Source organism: Lysobacterales bacterium, from assembly GCA_014946745.1.
GTDB lineage: Bacteria > Pseudomonadota > Gammaproteobacteria > Xanthomonadales > Xanthomonadaceae > Aquimonas.
Genome location: JADCRD010000001.1, coordinates 1289882 through 1310060 on the forward strand (window position 1 = coordinate 1289882; position 20179 = coordinate 1310060).

The window sequence follows — 20179 nt, forward strand, 5'->3', positions numbered from 1 at the left end:
ACTCCTCCTGCGATTCCGATCTCTGAGGACCATGGCCCTCAGTCTGGCCCAACTGGGCCGAGTGGCGACGCGGGGGGAGTTCATTCGATCACTCAAGCGGACCAGTCACTCGCTTCGCGATTGATGCGTTCGCTGAGCTCATGTGTTTTGCCCATCAGAGGTTGCCATGAGATTCTTGATTCCAGTTTTGGCTTTGGTTCTTGCAGGATGTTCCACGACTCCGTCACCGGCTGGTAGTGAAGCAAGTTGGGTTCCCACTTGCAGGTCTGTCCGCTGCACCGAATTAGCAGCCGGAATATACGCGCCAGATGGCGCGACTCTCTCATTCAGGCAGTGCATTGGCGGAGTAAATCGCAACTACGTGTATCGGCGTGAGCAGGGCGCGTGGGTGCTGACTTCGCTGTCAGAAGCGGCCTCGTCATGCCAGGGCGAATCTGAGTAACCTTGGCGTGGCAGTGGTCCCATCGACTCACTCAAGCGGACAGTCCAAACGCTGTGCGACTTGAGCTGCTGCGTGGCTCAAGCGTGAGTTGCTGGGAGTCGTTGTCTCGATCACTGTGAGTCAGTACAACAGCACCTGCGTGCACATTGGTTGCTGCTCGCTGCGGCGGTCATTGTCGCAGGAAGCATGGCTATCGCTTCGCTGGACAGCTGGTCAATTCCAGAGCTGCTAGAAGCTGGCGTTCTCGTCGATCTTGCGATTTTGGTCCCGGCGCTTTGCTTGTGGCGCTATCGCTCGCGTGGGAAATCTATCGTACCTGGCGCCATGGGATTGACCTGTCTTGGCATCTGGGCAGCAAGCCATGTCGCTTGAGACGAACACCGTCAATTCATCAGCTCGGCCGGCGTAATTCGTTACCTGGGTTTCGCGGCACTGGTATGCATTCAGATCGAGTTTGCTGTTTTGGTTTGTCGCGCAAGGTTCGGCAGCGAGGCTGATACGTCAACTTCGGTGTTGGCAACAACCAAGAACCTGGCAGCTAATCAGGTGCGCTTCAGCAGGCGGCTGCATTCGTGTATTCAGCTTCTTCGAGCGCAATGGCTCTTGTCAGGATGGAATCCGCGAAGCTGTGCCATTCGTTCGGGTGCCCACGCTTGGCAACCTCAAAATTCAGCTCGGTCCTCAGCCCAAGACATTCGATAAAGATGGATCCCCCATGCTTCTATTGTTCGTCGCGTTGACCACCTGTTCCTTGCTTCAACTCTACGCGATCTTTGGATTGGCCAACGCCTTCAGGATTCCGGTTCTACAGTTGTCGTTTGGCGTTGGGCCGACGGTGTTCTGGTCGAGTCGCGTTCGTCTGGGTCTGTTTCCGGTTTCAGGCTTCGTGAGGTTTGCCGACGCCGCCGATGCGTCAGCCGATTCTCCAACCACCGCCTTTGAGAATGCTCCCTTGCACCAGCGCTTGCTGCTTTCACTGTTTGGGCCTCTCTCGGTGTTCGTTCTCTCTTGGCTCTGTCTCTCGGAGCAGGCAGTGACAGAGTTCACCGAGTTGCCTCAGCAACTCCTGACTGGGGCAGTTTCGCCGTTCTCCGAGGCGCAGCGAATGCTCAGTGGCGCAGAACAGTTCCTGAAAGACTCGCCAGCATTGCTGGTGTTCGGTGTGGTCGCAGCCAAGCATTCCGCACTGAATCTTCTTCCGTTCCCGGTGCTGAACGGCGGTACGTTTTTCGGGCTATTGGCACGCGCATCGGGATGGCACAGGTTCTGGCCTACCGCGGCAACGGGCTTGCTGCTGAGTGTTCTGCTCGTCGTGTTTGCGCTTTGGGCAATCGCCCTTGCGTTTTACTTGTGGCGTGCTTTCGTCTGAGTGCCGACCTCCGGCCGCCCAGTCCGAAGGCAATGGTCGGTCTGAATGGGCGCTGCGGTGTTGAGCCCTGGGCGGCGGTGTTCCGGCCCTACGGTCGTCCGGCCCGCTTCATCGACAGGTAGTGGTCGACCAGCACGCCTGGCAGCTCGGTGGCGGTGACGTCGAGCACGATCGTGCCCTGGGCGCGCAAGGCGGTGTGGACGCGCTGGCGCTGGTCGAGAGGTACTGAGCGGCGGCGCTGGCTTCGAGCGCGGTGTCGACGCGCTGCGGCGGCTGCTTCAGCAGCTCATCCAACATGGCCTCGCGCAGGCTGGCGACGCAGACCGGGTGGCGACGCTGCAGCTGACGCACGCCGGCCAGCAGGTCCGCGGTGTCTTCGTCGCGGGCATTGATGACGATCCGCATCAGGTCGCGGCGCATGTCGCAGCTCAGTCGCATGCCGTCGTCCTCCGCCAACGCGGGTTCGATCTGATCGGCGATGTCGGACAGGCGCATCAGCCGACCCTCTAGAGCGACTGCTCCAGGGCTTCTCGATGCGCTCGCGCGTGCTGGCGGCGGCGCAAGCGCGCGGCTGCTTCGGAGCCCTTCGACCACGGCGTGATTGCTCAGCGCCCGGTCGAGGCGCTGTGCGTGCACGTGAGCCCTGATCTAGGCGTTTCGCGTTTCAACAGGCATCCGCTGCCTGAAGGAGCCTGCGATGCGCCTGTCCGCCGTACCTGCCGCCACCGTGTTCCCGCTGTTCGCCCTGCTGGCTGGGCCTGTCCAGGCGGCGACCTGGTGTGCTGACACCACCCAGGAGCTGCTGCAGTCTCTGGCTTCGGCTGCGCAAAGCGCGGAGGACGACGTGGTTCGCCTGCGCGCGGGCACGTTCACCCTGACCAGCAGCCTCGATCTCGTCATCAACGGCAGGCTGAGCGTGCTCGGCGGTTGGACGGAAAACTGCCTGCTGCAGTCGAACTGCCCTGGATCGAGCCGGATCATGAGCGCCACCCCGGGCCAGCACAGCATCGTGCTGAAACCGCTCGACAGCGACCTGACCGTCGAGCGCCTGACCTTTGATCGCCTCGACGGTGTGGTGCTGCAGGACCTGGGCAACAGCAGCAGCGTGGTGGGCGACATCAGGTTGCAGCGCAACCGGTTCGTCAGCAACGACTTCGGTCCGATCGTGCGCGTGCGCGACAAGAACGTGCGGGTCGAGAACAACATCGTCGCCGGCTCGCTGCAGCGCAGCTTCCAACTCGACCGGTCGACCGCGAGTGCGCCCTTCGTCGCCGACATCCACAACAACACCTTCGTCGGCGGTACCGAGGGCGTGCGTGTCTCGGGCACGGTGGGTACCGTCCGCGTGCGCAACAACGTGTTGGATGGCACGTATACGTCCGGCGGCATCGTGATCGTCGACGGTGTGGTTACGGTGAACCACAACGCGCTGGACGGTGGCTTCGCCTACATCGGCGGTGGCAGCGCCTCACCGGAGTTCGACAACGATCTGGTGATCGATCCGATGTTCGACGCGGCCTTCGTGCCGCAGGCGGGCTCACCGCTGATCAACTCCGGCAGCAACAACATTGCCGGCGGCCTGCCGAGCTTCGATTTCGCCGGCAGTCCGCGCCGGATCGGCAGCCGCGTCGACCGCGGCGCGCGCGAGGCCACGATCAGCGACGTCGACACGCTCACCGTCACCAGCAGTGCCGACTCGGGTCCCGGCACGCTGCGCCAGGCGATTCTCGACGCGAACGTCACCGCTGTCGCGGAAACCATCGAGTTCAACCTCGCCGGCGTCTGCCCGCGCGTCATCAGCCTGGCCACGCCGCTGCCGACCATCAGCACCACCTTGTCCATCGACGGGTTCTCGCAGCCAGGCAGCGCGCAGAACACGCTCGGCGACTCGGACGCCGATGGCGACGACAGCGTGCATTGCGTGGTGCTGGCGAGCAACGGCGTGCGAACGCTCAACCTCACGCCCGGACCAAGCCAGGAGGTCTTCATCCGCGGCCTTGCCTTCTACCGTGCGACCGAGGCGCAGATCCGGGTCAGCGGCGCCGGAAGCGCGACGATCATCGGCAATGCCTTCAACACCGGGACTTCGATCTTCGAGCCTTCGGTTCCGCAGTACGCCATCACGGTCGACGGTGCCACCGGCACGCGGATCGGCGGGATCGATCCAGCGGACCGCAACATCATCGGCCGGGCGAGCGTCGCCGGTGTGCGCCTGGGGCCGGGAACCGGCCGCAGGGTGCTGGGCAACTTCATCGGCCTCAGCAAGAACGGCACGGGCGACGTGGGCAACGGCATCGGCATCGAGGTCGAAAACGGGCAGTCCGATTCCATCGACGGCAACTTCATCGGGCACAACGATTCCTTCGGCATCCGCGTCGACGGCGCGCTGTCGGTTGCCAGCATCGACCGAAACTTCGTCGGACGCGCCCAGGCCGGCATGCAGGGCTCGGCCGGCAACGGCAACGACGGAATCCGGTTCAGCGCTGGCGAGCGGTTTTTCCTGCGGCAGAACAGCGTCGCCTACAACGCCGGCGATGGCATCAGTGTGGGGCGCGACGCGGGCATCGCCGACTACGGATTGAACAGCACCTACGCCAACGGCGAGCTCGGCATCAACGTTTACCCCAATGGCGTCAACCCCATCCGCAACGACACCGGCACACCGGGGAACCGTGGCCAGAACTACCCGGTCCTCGTCAGCGCCGCGGGCGGCATTGATGCCGGCTCGGTGTCGGGCACGCTTCAGTCGGCCAACGGCAGCTACGAGATCACCGTGTATCGCTCGAGCAGCTGCGATGCGAGCGGCCATGGTGAGGGGCGTGACTTCGTCGGCGCCGTGGTGGCGACCATCAGCAACGGCACATCGTCCGAGGACGGCACGACCAGCTTCACCGCGAACGTCACCACGACCAGCAACTTCGAAGGCCGGTTCCTGACCGCGATCGCGGCTGAACGCGGCGGCCCCGACGACGGCGCGTCCAGCGAGTACTCGGCCTGCATTGCCTACCAGGTGATCGATCTCTTTTCGAATGGCTTCGAGCCATGAGCCGGCCCACAGGGGTGGGTGAGCAAGCGCGCGTCGCGTCGACAGCGACAGTATCCTGCGGCGCGGCTGGCCGATCTGCGCGCAGGCGCATCGGCCTGATCGCCCTGCTCAGCGCGGCAGGCCTGCTGGCCTCGCCGTTGGCGGCGGCACAGAGCCTGAGCGAGCAGCAGGTGCTGCGCGCGCCCGCACGGGGCGAGGGCGCACCCGATCTGCTGATGGGTGGACAGGTCGCCATCGACGGTGATCTCGCCGTGGTGGCCGAGCGACGCATGGGTTCCCTGCTGCGCGGCTACCGGCGCGTCGCCGGCGTCTGGCAGCGTGCGCCTGAGCTCGATCGGCGGGTGGCGACCGAGTCCATTGATGATCTGGCGCTCAGCGAAGGGCGCTTGATCTACGGCGCCGAGATCGCCAATGGCGGCGGTCGACGCGTGCGCGTTCTGAGAGCCACCGCTACCGGATGGGTGTCGGAGTTCGGCGCTACCGCAGCGGGGAGCAGCTACGGAGCCTCGGTCGCCATCGCCGGCCCACGCGCCCTGGTGGGCGACCCCGGGGGCTTGGGTGGTCGCGGCAGGGTTTTCACCATGACGCTCGACGAAAGCGCCGGCACCTGGGACACCGGTTCGACGCTGACGGCGACGCCGTCGATCCTCGAAGCCGGCTTCGGCCGTCAAGTCGCGCTCGCTGCCGGCACCGCCCTGGTCGGCGCGGAAACCGAGCCGGTCAATGGACTCGATGACGCCGGTGCGGCCTATGTGTTCGCACTCACGCAATCCACCTGGAGCCAGGCCAGTCGATTCACCGCACCCACGCCGAGCGCCGGCGGTCGCTTCGGCATGGAAGTCGCGATCAGCGGGCTGAACGAAGCCACGCCCGACCGCATGCTGATCGCCAGCTACGAGAACGCGGGCGCCGGCCGGGTGTATGCGTATCGCCGAAGCGTCGAGACCTGGGTGTCGTCGTTCACGATCACCCCGCCGGTGACCCAGGCGGCGCAGGAGTTCGGCGCCACGATCAGTCTGGACGGCGATGTCGCGGTGATCGGCGCGAGGCGCTTCGATCTGGGCGCGGTCAACGCGGGCGTGGTCTACGGCGTGGATTTCAATGCCAACTTCACCGCGGCGACCTTCGTGCAGCGCGGCGATCCGGCGGCGCAGGCCGAGGCGCTCGCCGGCTTTGCGGTCGCGATCGACCGCGAGGGCCCGACCGTTCTGGTCGGCGCGCCTCTGACCGATGTCGACGGCAACACGGACCAGGGCGCCGTGCTGATGTCGATCGGCAGCGCAGGGACGCCGTTTCCTGCCCTACAGCGCGTGTTCCCGCTCGGCCAGGGACTCACCATCGCCCTGTTCGGCCGCTCGCTGTCGACCCAGGCCGACACCCTGGTCGTAGGCGCCCCTGGCGAGGCATCCGGCGCGCTGCCCGCGGTGGGCGCGGTCTATGTCTATGGTCGACACCCGGATGGCACCTACGCGCCGCCGACGCGTATCGGCAATCCGCAGGGTTTCGCGGCCGATTTCTTCGGCGAGGGCGTGGCGGTCCACGGCGATCTGCTGCTGGTCGGCGCGCCGAACGTGGACACCAATGGCGTGGACGCCGGTGCGGTCTATGTCTACCGCCGCAGCGCTGGCGTGTGGAACGTCGAGCGCGTGCTGCTCTCGCCCTGCAACAGCACCCAGCGCCGCGCCTTCGGTCGGCGGATCGAATTCGACGGCACGCGCGCCATGATCGGCGGAATCTGCCCGCCGCCGCCGGGTGGGTCGAGCGCCGACGTCGGCGTCGACATCGCGACCCGGCAGCCCGACGGCAGCTGGACCTTCGGGCTGGCCGCCGCGGCCTCGCGCATGAGTGACGGCGGCTGGGACGACGGGCTGGCGGTGATCGGCTCGCACAACGCCAACGGCAACCTCGGTGGCGTGGAGGCCGGGCTTGTCCGCACGTTCGCCTTCCAGGGCGGCCAGTGGCAGTTCGTCGGCACCTCCGACAACGGCAGCAACACGCCGAGCCCGCAGGGCTACGGCTACGACCTCGGGATCGACCGGGGCTTGCTCGCCGTCGCGAGCTACCGGCCAAACACGCCGGTGGTCGTGCGCCGACGCAGCGGGACGCAGTTTCTCCCGGAGGCGAGCCTGCTGCCGTCCGGCCTCGGCGCCAACGAAGCGGTGCAGCACGTCGCGGTGCGCGGCGAGCGGATCGCGGTCGCGGCGATCGTCCACACGGTCACGGTCAACCAGCAGGGCGCGGTGTTCCTGTTCGAGCGGCAGCTCGGCAGCTGGCAGCAGGCGCAGCGACTGGTCGCCTCGAGCCCGGTGACGCAGTCGTACTTCGGCAGCGTCATGGCTTTCGCCGAAGACGGTTCGCTGGTGGTCGCAGCCCCGGAGGAATCGTCCACGTTCGAGTACCAGGGCGCGGTCTACGTCTTCGCGGAACCGCCGGTCGCAGTGTTCAGCGATGGCTTCGAGTGAGGCTCGGGCTCAGGCAAGCCGCGAATCGGCGTGAGCCTGGGTGTCGAATGCAGCGCGACCCGGTTGCCGCGAACGCCAACAGGCCGCCAGCACGTGATGGCCGATGCAGCCGCCCACGAAGCGCGCCGTGATCGCACAGGGTCTCGCGGAAAGCGCCGTTGCGTACCACGCGCACTGGAGTCCGGGCGTGGCAGTGAGCCCTGCCGCCGGCTTTTGCCGTGCTGCAGAGGGACCACCCTGCGGACGCCGAGCCATGCGCAGCACACCCTCTCTCTTCTGGATCGCGACCCTGCTGCTGTCGCTGGTCGCTCTCCCCGTGCAGGCAGCCAGCTACAGCCTGCGCCAGACACTGGTAGCCGAGGCTTCAGGCGAAGGCGCCCCGGCCCGCGGCTTCGGCAGCCAAGTGGCGGTCGACGGCGACCTCGCCGTGGTCTCCGACCTCACGGCGGTCCTCAGCCTGCGTCGCGCAATGGTGCGGACCTACGTGCGCAGCGCGGGTGTCTGGACCGAGCAGGCGCAGGTGCTGAGCTTCGATACGGGCGCGCCGCAAAACCTGGTCAAGCTGGCGCTGGGCGGCGGCACCCTGGCCCTGCTGTATCGCCCCAGCAGCGGCGGCACCCAGCAACGCATCTACCGCTGGCAGTCCGGCCAGTGGCAGTCCGAGTTCTCAGCCGGCAGCAGCGACCTGTTCGAGAGCGTGGCTACCGACGGCTTCATCGCCGTGTTCGGCCACCCGGCCACCAGCGTCAGCAACCCCAACTTCAGCTCGGGCTTCCTGCGTGTGCTGCGTCGCGACCAAGCCGGCGCGTGGAACTCGACCCAGGTGACGCCCAACGGCAGTCAGGCGCTGCAGCGCTTCGGCCACTCGGTCGCGATTGCTGCCGGCGCGATCGCGGTCGGCTCGCCCGGGTTCGATGTGACCCATAGCGGCAACGGCCAGCTGTTCACCGATGCCGGCGCCGCCTACGTGTTCGAGCTCACCGGCGACACCTGGAACCAGGCCGCGCGGCTGCTCGAACCCGACGCCGAGCTCGCCAACAGCATCGGTTTCGGCCACGCCGTAGCCATCAGCGGTGCGAATCCTGCGACGCCCGACCGCTTGCTGGTGTCCTCGCAGCGCAACCGCAACAGCGCCGGCGCGCATGTGCGCAGCTACACCCGCAGCAGCGGCGTCTGGACGCCGCGCCAGCTGTTCAGTTCGAACACGGACGACTGCTTCGGCTGCAGCCTCTCGCTCGACGGCAACTGGGCCGTGCTGGGCGCGCCGGACAGCGATGTCACCGACAACTTTGCCGGCAAGGCGGTGGTGATGCAGTTCGCGAACAATTTCCAGAGCGTGCTCTCGACCACCGAGCGCTTCGACGCCGCTGGCGCTCGCAACGACGCCATGGGCAGCAGCGTGTCGATCGACCGCAGCGGCCCCACCCTGTTCGTCGGCGCGCCCGGCTCCGAGGTCTATGGCAACCCCAGCGAGGGTGTGGTCATGGTCGGCCGCGGCGGCGAGTTCGGTGATCCGGTGCCGCGCACGGTGCGCAGGCTGGATCTTGGCCAGGGTCTGACCAATGCCATCTACGGCTACGCCCTCGACAGCGATGGCGACACCCTGGTAATCGGCGCGCCCGAAGAGGATGTGGGCCTGCAGCAGGGCCGCGGCGCGGCCTATGTCCTGCGCCGCGACAGCGCCGGCAACTATGTGCAGCCGCAGCGTCTGCTGGCGCCGGATGGCGCGGTCGGCGATCAGTACGGCTCAGCCATCGCTCTGCGGGGGGATGTGCTGCTGGTGGGCGCGCCCAACCGCACGGTGGCGGGCGTCAACGAAGCCGGCACGGTCTATGCGTTTCGTCGCAGCGCAGGTGTCTGGACGCTGGAAGCGCAGCTGATCGCCACCTTTCCTGCGGCCAGCGGTGGCTTCGGCGCGGGGCTGGCATTCGACGGCAGAACCGCGATCGTCTGCGGACGCTTCACCACCGAATCCTGGGTGCTGCAGCGCGCTGCCGACGGCAGCTGGACGCAGACGCAGGTGCTGCCTGGCCGTTGCAATACGCCGCAGCTTGCTGGCGACCTGCTGGTGCTCAACGACCACTCCGCCGACGCGCCGGCGACGGACTCCGGCCAGGTCAGCACCTATGTGCGCAGCGGCGGGGTCTGGACCTGGCAGAGTGCGCTGGTCGGCAATGTGGCCGAGCAACGCTTCGGCTGGAGGATCGCCCTGGCTGGCGATCTGCTTGCGGTGTCATCTGTGGGCGGCGCGGCGCGACCGCTGCAGGTCTATCGTCGCAGCGGCAGCAGCTGGTTGCCGGAGGCCTCGCTGCTGCCCGCCGACATCAATTCCCAAACCGGTTGCAACTCGCCCGCGCTGAGCGTCGATCGTATCGTTCTGGGCTGCGAGGACCTGCCGGGGCCGGACGGGCCGGGCGCCACCTATGTGTTCGAGCGGGTCGGCGGCAGCTGGACCCAGACCCAGAAGCTGACCCACCTCAACCCGCGCGCGAACGAAGGCTTCGGCGGCAGCGTTCACTTCCATGCTGACGGCACCCTGTTCATCGCCGCGGTGCGCAGGGCAGTGGACTTCTTTGCCCAGGGCTCGGTGTACCGCTATGCCGAGCCGGCCCTGCTGAGCGATGGATTCGAGGGTGACTGATCACCTGCCGCCGCCGCATGTTCACCGCCGGCCGGGTTGCGGTCCCGGGAGCATCGCCGCGCTCGATCCGCGCGGCATTCGGCAGGTCTTCCTGGTTCCGTCCGCTGCGCTTTCCGCCGATCGATTCGAGCCGCCCCGTCGCCACGCCTCGCCGCCGATCCGAACCCCGCAGCACGGAGGCCTTGCCATGCGCAGCCTGCTGACGATCCTGCCGTTGCTGACTGCGCGCCGCGTCGCGGACGCTGACTCAAGACGCGAGGACTTTGCAGCATCGTCGCTGCAGCCCTGAGCCTTGGGGACCGTGCCGCGGGCCTACAGCCGCCCGGCCCGCTTCATCGACAGGTAGTGGTCGACCAGCGCGCCGGGCAGCTGGGTGGCGGTGACGTCGAGGACGGTGGCGCCTTGGGCGCGCAAGGCGGTGTGGACGCGCTGGCGCTGGTCGAGGTACTGGGCGGCGGCGCTGGCTTCGAGCGCGGTGTCGACGCGCTGCGGCGGCTGTTCCAGCAGCTCATCCAGCATGGCCTCGCGCAGGCTGGCGACGCAGACCAGGTGGCGACGCTGCAGCTGGCGCACGCCGGCCAGCAGGTCTTCGATGTCTTCGTCGCGGGCATTGGTGACGATCAGCACCAGGGCGCGGCGCGGCTGGCGTGCGCCGAGCTGCATGGCGGCTTCGATGTAGTCCGTGGCGACAGGCTGCGGCTGCAGGTCGTAGACGGTGTCGAGCAGGCGGTCGATCGCGCCCAGGCCCCGCGCCGGCGGCATCCAGCGCGTGTCGCCGCCGCTGGCCATCAGGCCCACCGAGTCGCCCTGGCGCAGGGCGATGAAAGCGACCAGCAGGCTGGCGTTCAAGGCGTGATCGAAGTGGCTGAGGCTGCCGTCGTGCGCGAGCATGCGGCGGCCGGTGTCGACCAGCAGCACCACCTGCTGGTTGCGCTCGTCCTGGTAGTCGCGCGAGATCAGCTTCTGCGCGCGGCGGGTGGCCTTCCAGTCGATCTGGCGCAGGCTGTCGCCGGTGCGGTACTCACGCAGCTGATGGAACTCGGTGCCTTCGCCGCGACGGCGGTGCTGGTGCGCGCCGATGACGCGGCTGGCGCGGTCGGTGCCCACCAGGGCGAGATGGCTGACGCGGGCGAAGTCCGGGTAGACGCGAACTGCGCTGCGCAGCGGGCGCGTGACCAGGCGTGTCCACAGCCGCCAGGGCGCGTGCAGGCGCAGGGCGCAGCCGTCGAAATGGGCGGCGCCGCGCTGCTGGGGATGAAGCGTGTAGCTCAGCACGCTGCGTCCCTGCTCGGGCAGGGCGAGGCGCTGCGGCAGATCCTGCACCGGCCACTGCGCGGGGTGCAGGTCGAAGATCTCCAGACGTTGGCCGGACAGCCCACCGCCCAGTGCGAGTTCGACCTTCAAGGGATGTCCTACTGCGACCACGCGCGGCAGGCGGCGCTCCACGTCGGGCACCGGCAGCAGACGCAGGCGCGCGAGATCGATGGCGGCCAGCGCCAACAGCGCGACGCTGGCGCCCAGCAGCGGGCCGGGGCCGATCAGGCCGAACGCGAAGCCCGCGCCCGGCAGGGCGAGCAAGGCCAGCGCCAGCACCAGCAGGCGGGTGGGCCTCACTGCCGCGGCGCCTCCACCTTCAGCAGCAGAGCGTCGAGCACGTCATCAATGCGGCGGCCTTCGATCTGCAGTTCGGGCGACAGGCTGAGGCGATGACGCAGGGCCGGCTTGGCGATGCTGCGCAGGTCGTCGGGGGTGACGAAATCGCGCGCCGACAGCAGCGCCTGGGCGCGCGCGGCGCGCACGAGAGCAAGGCTGCCGCGCGGGCCGGCGCCCATGGCGAGGCCCGACCATTCGCGGGTGGCGCGACAGATGCGCACCGCGTAATCCAGCACCACCGGGTCGACGCGCACCTGCGCCGCCGCCTGCTGCAGGCCCAGCAGGGTCTCGGGCTTCGCCACCGGACGCACGCGCGAGAGGTCGAAGTCATGGGCGATGCGGCCGGTGCTGACGGCTTCGACCATGCGCACTTCGTCGGCGTGGCTGGGGTAGTTCATCAGGATCTTCAGCAGGAAGCGGTCGAGCTGGGCTTCGGGCAGCGGGTAGGTGCCTTCCTGCTCGACCGGGTTCTGGGTGGCGATGGTCATGAAGGGCGGCGCCAGCGGGAAGCTGCGCGACTCGATGGTGACCTGGCCCTCCTGCATCACTTCGAGCAGGGCGGCCTGGGTCTTGGCCGGCGCGCGGTTGATTTCATCCGCCAGCAGCAGATTCGTGAACACCGGCCCGCGGCGGATGCGGAAGCCCTCGGTCTTGGGGTCGTAGAAGGCGTGGCCGCTGACGTCGCTGGGCATCAGGTCGGGCGTGAACTGGATGCGCGCGAAGCTGCACGCCACCGAGGCCGACAGCGCCCGCACCAGCAGGGTCTTGCCCAGGCCAGGTACGCCCTCCAGCAGCACGTGGCCGCCGGCCATCAGCGCGACGAGCAGTTCATCCAGCACCTGTTCCTGGCCGTAAAAGGCGCCGCCGATCTGCTCGCGGATGGCGGCGACGATGGTCGAGGCCTCGGCGGTGCCAAGGGTGGGCACGGGCGCGGCGGCGGGCGGGGTTTCGGTGCTCATGGGCGAGTGCTCAGTCGATGAAGGGTGCGCACCGCCTCGGCCAGTGCGGCCGGGCGGTCGATGCCGAGGCCGAACAGGGCCTGTTCGACGGCAGGGATGGAAAGCCCGTGGCGCGTGGCCAGGGTCTGGGCGAGATCGCGGGCGGGCAGTGCGGCGATCTCGGGTGAAGCCAGCGCCAGCCGCTGCAGGACGCGCTGGCGCAAGGGCTTGAGCAGCGCCGCGCCGTGACGTCGGCGCAGGGCCAGCTCGGCGGCGGCACGCAGGTGCTCGCGCAGGGCCCGACGGGGCTGGGCGACTTCCGGCTGCAGCGGCCCGAAGCGCTGGCTGCGCAGCCACAGCCACATGAGCAGGGCGAGCAGCAACGGCAGCAGGATCGGCCAGCCGTGGCGGACGATCAGCACGTGCAGCGGCGGCAGGTCGGCCGAGTAGATCAGCAGCACTTCCGGTTCGGCCTCAAGCGCCGGCGCCAGCACCTGCCAGGCCAGGGCGGCATGGCTGTGCGAGCGCAGTGCGCGGGTCTTCAGAAAGTCCAGATCACTGGCGAACACCACGCGGCCGGCGCCATGCGGCAGGCCTGCCAGCAGCCAGCCGTCCTGGGCATTGCCCCAGCTCCAGTCGAACGTAGCGTCGTCGAAGTCCTCGCCCGGCAGCAGGCGCAGCGAGGCGCACCACTGCGTGTCGAGGCCGCGCACGGCGTCGAGGTCGAACAGGTCGTCGAGCGTGGGCAGCTCGGGCGCACCGCCGCGGGCGCGTTTGGCGGCCTTCAGCGCAGCCGGCGGTGGCGTATAGCCCCACTCGATGCAGGTGTAGCCCGGCACGGTGAACAGATCAAAGAAGTCCAGCAGCGGGGCCGAGTCCTCCTCACCGGGCGGCAGCGCCACGACCAGCTCGCCGCCACCGTGGACCCAGGCGAGCACCTGTTCGCTCGCGCTCCACGACAGCCCGCGCAAATCGCCGCTCATCACCACCAGCCCCGGCGGCTTGGGCAGCGCATCGGCGCGGAACACCGCCTGCGTGTTGACGGTGAGCCCGCGCGCGCGCAGCACCTGCTGCAGCCCGTACAGGGGGTTGATGCGCGCCTCGCCGCTCAGCGGCAGTGCGCGGGTGACTTCCTTCAGCTCGAAGGTGCGCCACCACCACACGCCCAAGGCGGCCAGCACCAGCAGCAGCGCGGCGACGATAAGGTTGCTGCGGCTCATGCGCGCGCGCCTTCGGCCCGATCGGCCTCACTGCGTCGCCAGGCGTCCACCAGCTCCACGAACTCCGTCTCGCTGGGCAAGCGGTTGGCATAGGCCGCCGACTGCCAGCGCTGCACGATCCGCGGGAACACCGCGCCAAAGCCCTGCGCGCCGAGGCGCCGTGCGCGCCGCAGGCAGTCGGCCTCGGTGCTGCCGGGCGGCAATGGCTCGCCGGTGGCTTCGACGACGCGCTCGACGCCGCCGGCGTACAGCAGCGCCAGGGCGGCGCGGCGCTGGCCCTGCGCCCACAGCGCCTGGGCGGCTTCGAGCAGGTTTTCGGGCAGGGGCTCGGGCGCCTGGGCGGCGTCTTCGTGACGCAGGCGCGGGCCGCTGCGACGTTCGATCTGCACGCCCAGCACAGGCAGCCAGCGCCGGTGGGTGGCGATGAGCAGGACCAGCAGGGCCGCGGCGACCAGCCAGAGGATGTTTTCCATCACGAAGGCGAGCCCTCGACCCAGGCTGTGCAGCCAGCCGAGATCGAGGTTCGACTGCTGACGGCGCGCCTGCGGCTGCTCGCGCGGCACCCAGATCGTCTGCGTGTCGACGGGGCTCAGGGCGTCCTGCTCGTAGACCTCGGCCGCCTGCACCACGAATGCGTCGGTACCCTCGCGATACTCGTGGGCGAACACCTGGCGCAGGCGATCTCCGCCCTGCGGCTTGATATCGCTCGATCCGCCCGGGCCGACATGGTCGTAGCGGGTGGGCTCTTCGGGCCGGGTGCGCAGGCTGGGCTCGGAGTCATCGAACGCCTCTTCGACCTTGGGCGCGTCCGCTGCGGCCTCGTCCTGTGCCTGCGCCGGTGCCGCCAGCGAGAGGCTGAGCAGCAACAGCAGCGGCGCCAGCAGCGCGAGTAGCGCCTGTCCACTGCCGGAGACCCGCGCCACCAGCCGGCGGAAGCCCAGTTCGATGTCCCAGGCTTCGATCTGCGTGCGGCGGTTGAGGTAGAGCGCGAAGCCCGCGCCCACGTAGAAGGGCGCGATCAGGCTGGCGCCGATCCAGAAGATCAGGTTGAGCAGCAGCTGCGCCCACAGCGGCGGCGCCTCGAACAGGGTTTCCCACAGGGCCTGGGCGGCGGGCTCCATGAACTCGATCGGGGTCAGCGAGAGGGCAAGGCCGATCAGGCCCAAGGCCAGCAGGGCCTCGACATTGGCGCAGACCAGCAGCACCAGTGCTGCGGTGCCGCTGGCATTGCGCGCCAAGGCCTGGCGGCGCGCGCGCCGCAGGGGGCCACTGACACCCTCCAGCAGATCGACCGGCATCAGCAGCGCGCGCGAGGGCGACAGGCGCAGCCACAGCAGCCAGGGCCAGATCGAGCGGGCGAAGTGGAACTGCCCGCGCAGGGTTTCGCGTACGCCGGGTGCGGCGCCGAACACGCCGCGCGAGAGCACATACAGCGGCGCGCGCTCGAAGGCTGGCTTCAGCCACCACAGCAGCAGCGGCGGCAGCCACATCAGGTCCAGCCACCACGCGGCCGCATTGAGCGCGGCGAAGACGGGCAGGGTGGTCGCCAGCCAGCTCAGCCAGACCACGCGTGCATGCCGGCGGGTGAGCGCGAAGCCCAGCTCCACGGCCTCCCATCCCGAGCGCGGGCGCAGCACCACGGAGAGATCGTCAATCCGCATGCAGGCTCCCACGGCCGCGCCCGGCCAGCAGCAGCCAGGCGAGGAACAGCACCCAGAGACTGATGCCGACGCTGTACTTCACCAGCGCAGGAATCGAGCCGATCGACGACCAGAAGGCTTCGATGAAGGCCGCCAGCACCAGCATGGCGAAGACACCGAGGATGATCCGTGCGCCGTCGATGCCGGTTTCTTTGAAGGCGCGCAGGCGCGTGCGCTGGCCGGGCATGAGCAGGCTGAGACCCAGCTTGAGGCCGGCCCCACCCGACAGCACGATGGCCAGCAGCTCGGGCGCGGAATGGCCTGATACGAAGCGCCAGAAGGGGTCGCCGAAACCGATCGCGGTGAGATGGCCGGCGGCGCTGCCGTGAAAGACACCGTTGAAGACCAGGGCGAAGGCCGCGCCGATGCCGGCGATCAGGCCCATCGCGAAGGTGCGGAAACCGATGCTGACGTTGTTGAGGATGTAGTACCCGAACATCTCCAGATCCGAGCCGCTGTCGCGCCCCAGCCGCGTGTGCTTGGCGGCGGGGTCGTACATCGATTCCATCTGGCCGAGCAGCTCATGGCCCATGATCAGCGGGGCCAGCTCGGGCCGGTACTGCAGAAGCACCAGGCAGACCAGGAAGGGACCGAAGTAGAGCAGGCCCGCCGCCAGCATCACTCCTCGCCAGGCGCGCACGCGCTGCGGAAACTCGCGGGCAAAGAAGTCGACGATGCGGCCGAAGCGCGCGCGCGGCGGGCGATACAGGGCCAGATGCCCGCGTTCGGCCAGGCTGCGCAGGCGCTCGATCAGGGCCTGGCCATAGCCGCGGCGCTCGGCCAGGGCCAGCTGCTGGCACAGCCGTCGATAGGCGGCCGGAAACTCCAGATCGCCCAGCGCTTCGACCGGCTGCGCATTGGGCAGCGGCGGTGGCGTGGCTGCCTGGAGTGGGCCGCGCCGCGGGCCGGTACTCAGCCAGGTCTCCAGGCGCTGCCACTCGGCCGCATGCAGGGTTTCGAACTGCGCCTGCTTCATCGGCTGTTCCCGCGCTGGCCGGTCAGCGCTGCCGCCATGCCGAGCACCTGCTGCAGGCCGGCTTCGCCGGCGCGACCGCTGAGCGGCTGCAGCAGCCCGGCCAATTCCAGCTGCCGTTCGGCGCTGAGCTGGGCGTGGCGCTCGCCGAACTCGATCAGGGCCTCGCGCTCGCCACGCTGCAGCGGCGGCGGATCGACAGGCGCTGCGCCGATCGACGCATGCGCCCGCGGTGGCGGGGGTACATGCACGACGAGGGTGCCGGCGGCCATATCGCCCAGCCGGCGGCTGCGACCGTCGAGCAGGCTGGAAACCACCCCCACCGCGTAGCCGAAAGGCAGCATGTCGAAGGTGCGCAGCAAGTTGCGCGTGGCTGATGCCACCCAGCCTACCGGGGTACCGTCGGCGTGCACGACGCGCAGGCCGAGCACCCTTTTGCCGGGCGTCTGGCCACGCCAGAACAGCTCGAACAGGACGGGATAGAGCCACATCAGGGCGAACATCGCGATCATGTGCAGGCCGCTGCCGGCGCGCCCCATGAACAACAGGCCCAGGCCCAGCAGCCACAGCACGATGAGCCGAAGAACCAGATCGAGCACCCAGGCGATCGCCCGCGGCGCCATGCCGGCCGGCAGCAGATAGAGGCGGATGCCCTCGGGGGTTTCGATCTCGATGCGGGTGTCGAGCAGCGGGCGCGCAGTCATGCAGACACGCGCCTGCGCAGGATCGGTAGGCCGCATGCGGGCCACAGCAAGCTCATCGACACCGCAAAACGTCCCCGAAAAAGTAGATGGCCGGCTGCGGAAAGCGGGACGCCGGCGACGACGCACTGTAGCGGTGGCCCCTGCAAAAGCAAGCCCCGCCGAGCGGCGGCGCGGCGGGGCTTGAGTGGGCAGCAGGGAAGTGAGTGGGCTTTACTGCAAGCGCGCGCGGTTTCCCGAGACGACGACATAGCTGCCTTCGCGGATGCCGTTCAACTCCGGCTGGGTGACGATGATGCGGCGGCCATCGTCCATCAGGACATAGAGTTCGTAGCGTGGCGCCGAGCGTGAATCCTTCTCCAGCGCGTTGCCGGCGACGCCGCCAGCGATCGCGCCGGCCACGGTTGCCGCCTTGCGGCCCGAACCGCCACCCACCTGGTTGCCGAGGACGCCCCCGATGATGCCGCCCAGCAGGGCGCCGGCACCGGTGGATTCGCGCTCGCCGTACACCCTGTCGATGCGCTCGACCTGGCCGCAGTCGTAGCAGCGTGCGTAGCCGTCGCTGGGCCCGTAGCTGCGCGGCGCGGTGCTGACACAGGCGGAAAGCAGAAGGGCGAGCACGGCGGTGATCAGTAGTCGAGTACGCATGGGGAACCTCTTCGCATTGAGCGGGATCGGGCCCGCGCTGAGCGCCGCGCGGCCCGGGGCTTGAACCTGAACCGCGGCGCCTGAACCCCGGCTAGCTCGCCGGCTCAGCGTTCAGCTGCGGTGGGGTGCAGTCCAGCGCGTGTGAGCCCGATCAGCCGCGGCTGAAGTCGCGGTGGCAGCTGTCGCAGCTGTTATGGACCGCCGTCAAGGCCTCTTTGCGCTGGGCGCAGCTTGCGTCTCCGGGCAAGGCCAGGGCCGCGTCGAGACGATCGCGCATCTGCTGCGCGTGACGGCCGAACAGCTCGGGCTCGAAGCCCTGTTCGAGGAACAAGGGCTCGACGTCGTCGGCCATGCCGCGCATCACCTGCAGCTGACGTGTGCCATCCGCTGCGCTGCAGCCGCCCTCGACGGCCTTGCGCGCCTCGCCCAGCTGGTATTTCAGGGTCACCATCGCGGCCGTGTGCGGACGCGAGCCTTTCTTGATGTTGCCGAGACTGAGAAACGTCGCGGTAAGCATGGCGCCGGCGAGCAGGCCGACGATCAGCGACAGCAGGATCTTCATGTGGTGGGCATGTGTGGAAGGACCTGAAGGATAGCGGAGACAGCGCAGTGTGCCGATGAGCTCAGGCCGTGGCGCGGAGATTCAGAGCGCGCGCTCACTCGGCCGGTTGAAGCGTCTCTGCGAGGCCCAGCGGTCGGCCTTCGTTGTCCTCGATGAAGGCCAGCCACTCTTCGCGGCCGTCGGCATGTCGGTGCACGCGATGCGGCGCGCCAAGCGGCTTGGCGCCGCGCGCAAGCAGGGCGTCGTAGTGCTCGTGCAGACGCTCGACGCGGAAGTAGAGCAGCGATTCGCCGCCGCTGGGCGTCTGGCTGAGCATCAGCCGCACGCCACCGCAGTCGAAAAAAGCCAGGGTGTCGAAGGTGAACAGGTGCGGCAGGCCAAGCACATCGCGATACCAGAGCTCGGCGGCGTGGATGTCGCTGACGCCGCGGGCGATCTGGGCAAGGGGGCCAAGGGTGTGTGCAGGCATGTCGTCGGATCTCCTTGAGGGTGTGATCGGGGCGACCACGCCGCGCACGCCGCGCCACAGCCGCAGCTGCCGGCGGTTGCGCAGTCCAAGCTTCTGCAGCGCGTTGCTGACGTGGAACTTCACCGCGTCGATACCCACGCCAAGGCGTCGCGCCATCGCCGGGTTGCTGAGGCCATGGCGCACGCCGTCGACCACGCGCCATTCCGCGGGCGTGAGCACATCGGGATGAACTGGGCGGCCGCGCTTGCGCATCGTTTCGGGGAGTCTCCTGCAGCGCGTGGAGCGACCGCAGGTGCCCCGATCAAGGTGGCCTGCCGGCTGCGGCGTTCAGCGCATGCAACATAGCGCGAAGCGCCAGCGAATATCCCTACCCGATACCTCCCGGCCTGCGCTCGCCGCTGTCGTCCGGCGCGCCCGGGCACTACACTCGCGCGCCGCCGCGAACACCCTCCCGGAGCGCTGCCTGCCCATGAACGCCATCGCCGAACGCACGCGCTTCTCCGGTATCGATCGTCTGTACGGCGTGGGCAGCGTCGAGCGCCTGTCGCGAGCGCATGTGTGCATTGTCGGGGTCGGCGGCGTGGGCTCGTGGGCGGCGGAAGCGCTGGCGCGAAGCGGGCTGGGGCGGCTCACCCTGATCGATGCCGACGACATCTGCGTCAGCAACGTCAATCGCCAGCTGCATGCGCTGGATGGCGAGTTCGGCAGGCTCAAGGTCGAGGTGCTGGCCGAGCGCCTGAAGCGCATCAACCCGCACCTCCAGGTGGATGCGCTCGCCCAGTTCCTCACGCCTTCGACGCTCGATCCGCTGCTGCTGCGCGGCTACGACGCGGTGCTGGACGCCTGCGATGCCTTCCGGGTCAAGGTCGAGATGATCGCATTTTGCCGGCGCCGCAAGATCCCGATCGTGGTCAGCGGCTCCGCCGGCGGGCGCGCCGATCCCACCCTGATTGAAGTGCGCGACCTTTCGCGCACCGAACACGACGCCCTGCTGGCGCTGGTGCGCAAGAAGCTGCGCGCTGAGTTCAATTTCCCCAAGAACCGCGACCGCTACTTCGGCGTGTCGGCGGTGTTTTCGCGCGAGAACGTGCGCTATCCGCAGGCGGACGGCAGCGTCTGTGGGCTGCGCCCGGAGGGCGGCGACAGCCTGGGCCTCGACTGCGGCGGCGGGCTGGGCGCAGCGACGCATGTGACCGCAAGCTTCGCGTTTGCAGCGGTCGGCAAGCTGCTGGAGAAGCTGTTGCGAAGCGAGGCAGCGCCCAAGGTGGCAGGGGCGGTCTCTCGCGAAGGCGCGGAGCAGACGCCCTCACGCTTGGCGTGAGCGCGGCTGTCCCGGATCGGCGGCAGTCAGGCGA

16 protein-coding genes are annotated in these 20179 nt (G+C 68.6%); 6 read left to right on the plus strand and 10 right to left on the minus strand.

The features are described 5' to 3' along the window. Positions 1–1157 precede the first annotated feature (1157 nt). Positions 1158–1811, plus strand: coding sequence for a hypothetical protein (locus tag H4O13_05180; protein MBE5314780.1), 654 nt, complete (start codon positions 1158–1160; stop codon positions 1809–1811). A 108-nt stretch (positions 1812–1919) separates the two neighbouring features. On the opposite strand, the gene H4O13_05185 is transcribed toward H4O13_05180, so the two are convergent. Next, on the minus strand, positions 1920–2306 hold the full coding sequence (locus H4O13_05185) for a hypothetical protein (GenBank protein ID MBE5314781.1): 387 nt from the start codon (positions 2304–2306) through the stop codon (positions 1920–1922). A gap of 202 nt (positions 2307–2508) precedes the next feature. Between H4O13_05185 and H4O13_05190 the strand changes: the two genes are divergently transcribed. The 4 genes from H4O13_05190 (at position 2509) to H4O13_05205 (ending at position 10249) form a co-directional block, all read left to right on the plus strand. After that, positions 2509–4857 carry a right-handed parallel beta-helix repeat-containing protein gene (locus H4O13_05190; protein MBE5314782.1) on the plus strand — a complete coding sequence of 783 codons (2349 nt, stop codon included), beginning with the start codon at positions 2509–2511 and terminating at the stop codon, positions 4855–4857. Further along, positions 4854–7319: a hypothetical protein gene (locus H4O13_05195; GenBank protein ID MBE5314783.1), complete on the plus strand. Its 2466-nt coding sequence runs from the start codon at positions 4854–4856 to the stop codon at positions 7317–7319. The genes H4O13_05190 and H4O13_05195 overlap by 4 nt, the downstream gene beginning before the upstream one ends. Positions 7320–7572: 253 nt before the next feature. Continuing rightward, positions 7573–9960 (plus strand): FG-GAP repeat protein, encoded by a 2388-nt coding sequence (locus H4O13_05200; protein MBE5314784.1) that lies wholly within the window; start codon positions 7573–7575, stop codon positions 9958–9960. Then, entirely contained in the window at positions 9953–10249 is a 297-nt protein-coding gene (locus H4O13_05205) for a hypothetical protein (protein MBE5314785.1), read from the plus strand. Before H4O13_05200 ends, H4O13_05205 begins: the two co-directional genes overlap by 8 nt. A gap of 23 nt (positions 10250–10272) precedes the next feature. On the opposite strand, the gene H4O13_05210 is transcribed toward H4O13_05205, so the two are convergent. From H4O13_05210 to H4O13_05250, 9 genes are all read right to left on the minus strand, one after another. Then, a complete protein-coding gene (locus tag H4O13_05210) occupies positions 10273–11574 on the minus strand; it encodes a DUF58 domain-containing protein (GenBank protein MBE5314786.1) in 1302 nt (433 codons plus the stop codon). After that, on the minus strand, positions 11571–12572 hold the full coding sequence (locus H4O13_05215; protein MBE5314787.1) for a MoxR family ATPase: 1002 nt from the start codon (positions 12570–12572) through the stop codon (positions 11571–11573). The genes H4O13_05210 and H4O13_05215 overlap by 4 nt, the downstream gene beginning before the upstream one ends. Further along, on the minus strand, positions 12569–13771 hold the full coding sequence (locus H4O13_05220; GenBank protein ID MBE5314788.1) for a DUF4350 domain-containing protein: 1203 nt from the start codon (positions 13769–13771) through the stop codon (positions 12569–12571). Before H4O13_05220 ends, H4O13_05215 begins: the two co-directional genes overlap by 4 nt. After that, the gene (locus H4O13_05225; protein MBE5314789.1) at positions 13768–15432 is read right to left on the minus strand and encodes a DUF4129 domain-containing protein; all 1665 of its coding nucleotides are present in this window, start codon (positions 15430–15432) and stop codon (positions 13768–13770) included. Before H4O13_05225 ends, H4O13_05220 begins: the two co-directional genes overlap by 4 nt. Continuing rightward, positions 15422–16447, minus strand: coding sequence for a stage II sporulation protein M (locus tag H4O13_05230; protein ID MBE5314790.1), 1026 nt, complete (start codon positions 16445–16447; stop codon positions 15422–15424). The genes H4O13_05225 and H4O13_05230 overlap by 11 nt, the downstream gene beginning before the upstream one ends. Then, positions 16444–17148 (minus strand): RDD family protein, encoded by a 705-nt coding sequence (locus H4O13_05235; GenBank protein ID MBE5314791.1) that lies wholly within the window; start codon positions 17146–17148, stop codon positions 16444–16446. Before H4O13_05235 ends, H4O13_05230 begins: the two co-directional genes overlap by 4 nt. Positions 17149–17358: 210 nt before the next feature. After that, positions 17359–17793 (minus strand): glycine zipper 2TM domain-containing protein, encoded by a 435-nt coding sequence (locus H4O13_05240; GenBank protein ID MBE5314792.1) that lies wholly within the window; start codon positions 17791–17793, stop codon positions 17359–17361. Between the two features lie 151 nt (positions 17794–17944). Continuing rightward, entirely contained in the window at positions 17945–18355 is a 411-nt protein-coding gene (locus H4O13_05245) for a hypothetical protein (GenBank protein ID MBE5314793.1), read from the minus strand. A 94-nt stretch (positions 18356–18449) separates the two neighbouring features. Continuing rightward, a complete protein-coding gene (locus H4O13_05250) occupies positions 18450–19076 on the minus strand; it encodes a hypothetical protein (protein ID MBE5314794.1) in 627 nt (208 codons plus the stop codon). Positions 19077–19293: 217 nt separating this feature from the next. Here H4O13_05250 and H4O13_05255 point away from each other — a divergent pair, with 217 nt between their 5' ends. Then, positions 19294–20145: a tRNA threonylcarbamoyladenosine dehydratase gene (locus H4O13_05255; GenBank protein ID MBE5314795.1), complete on the plus strand. Its 852-nt coding sequence runs from the start codon at positions 19294–19296 to the stop codon at positions 20143–20145. The last annotated feature ends 34 nt before the right edge of the window (positions 20146–20179 follow it).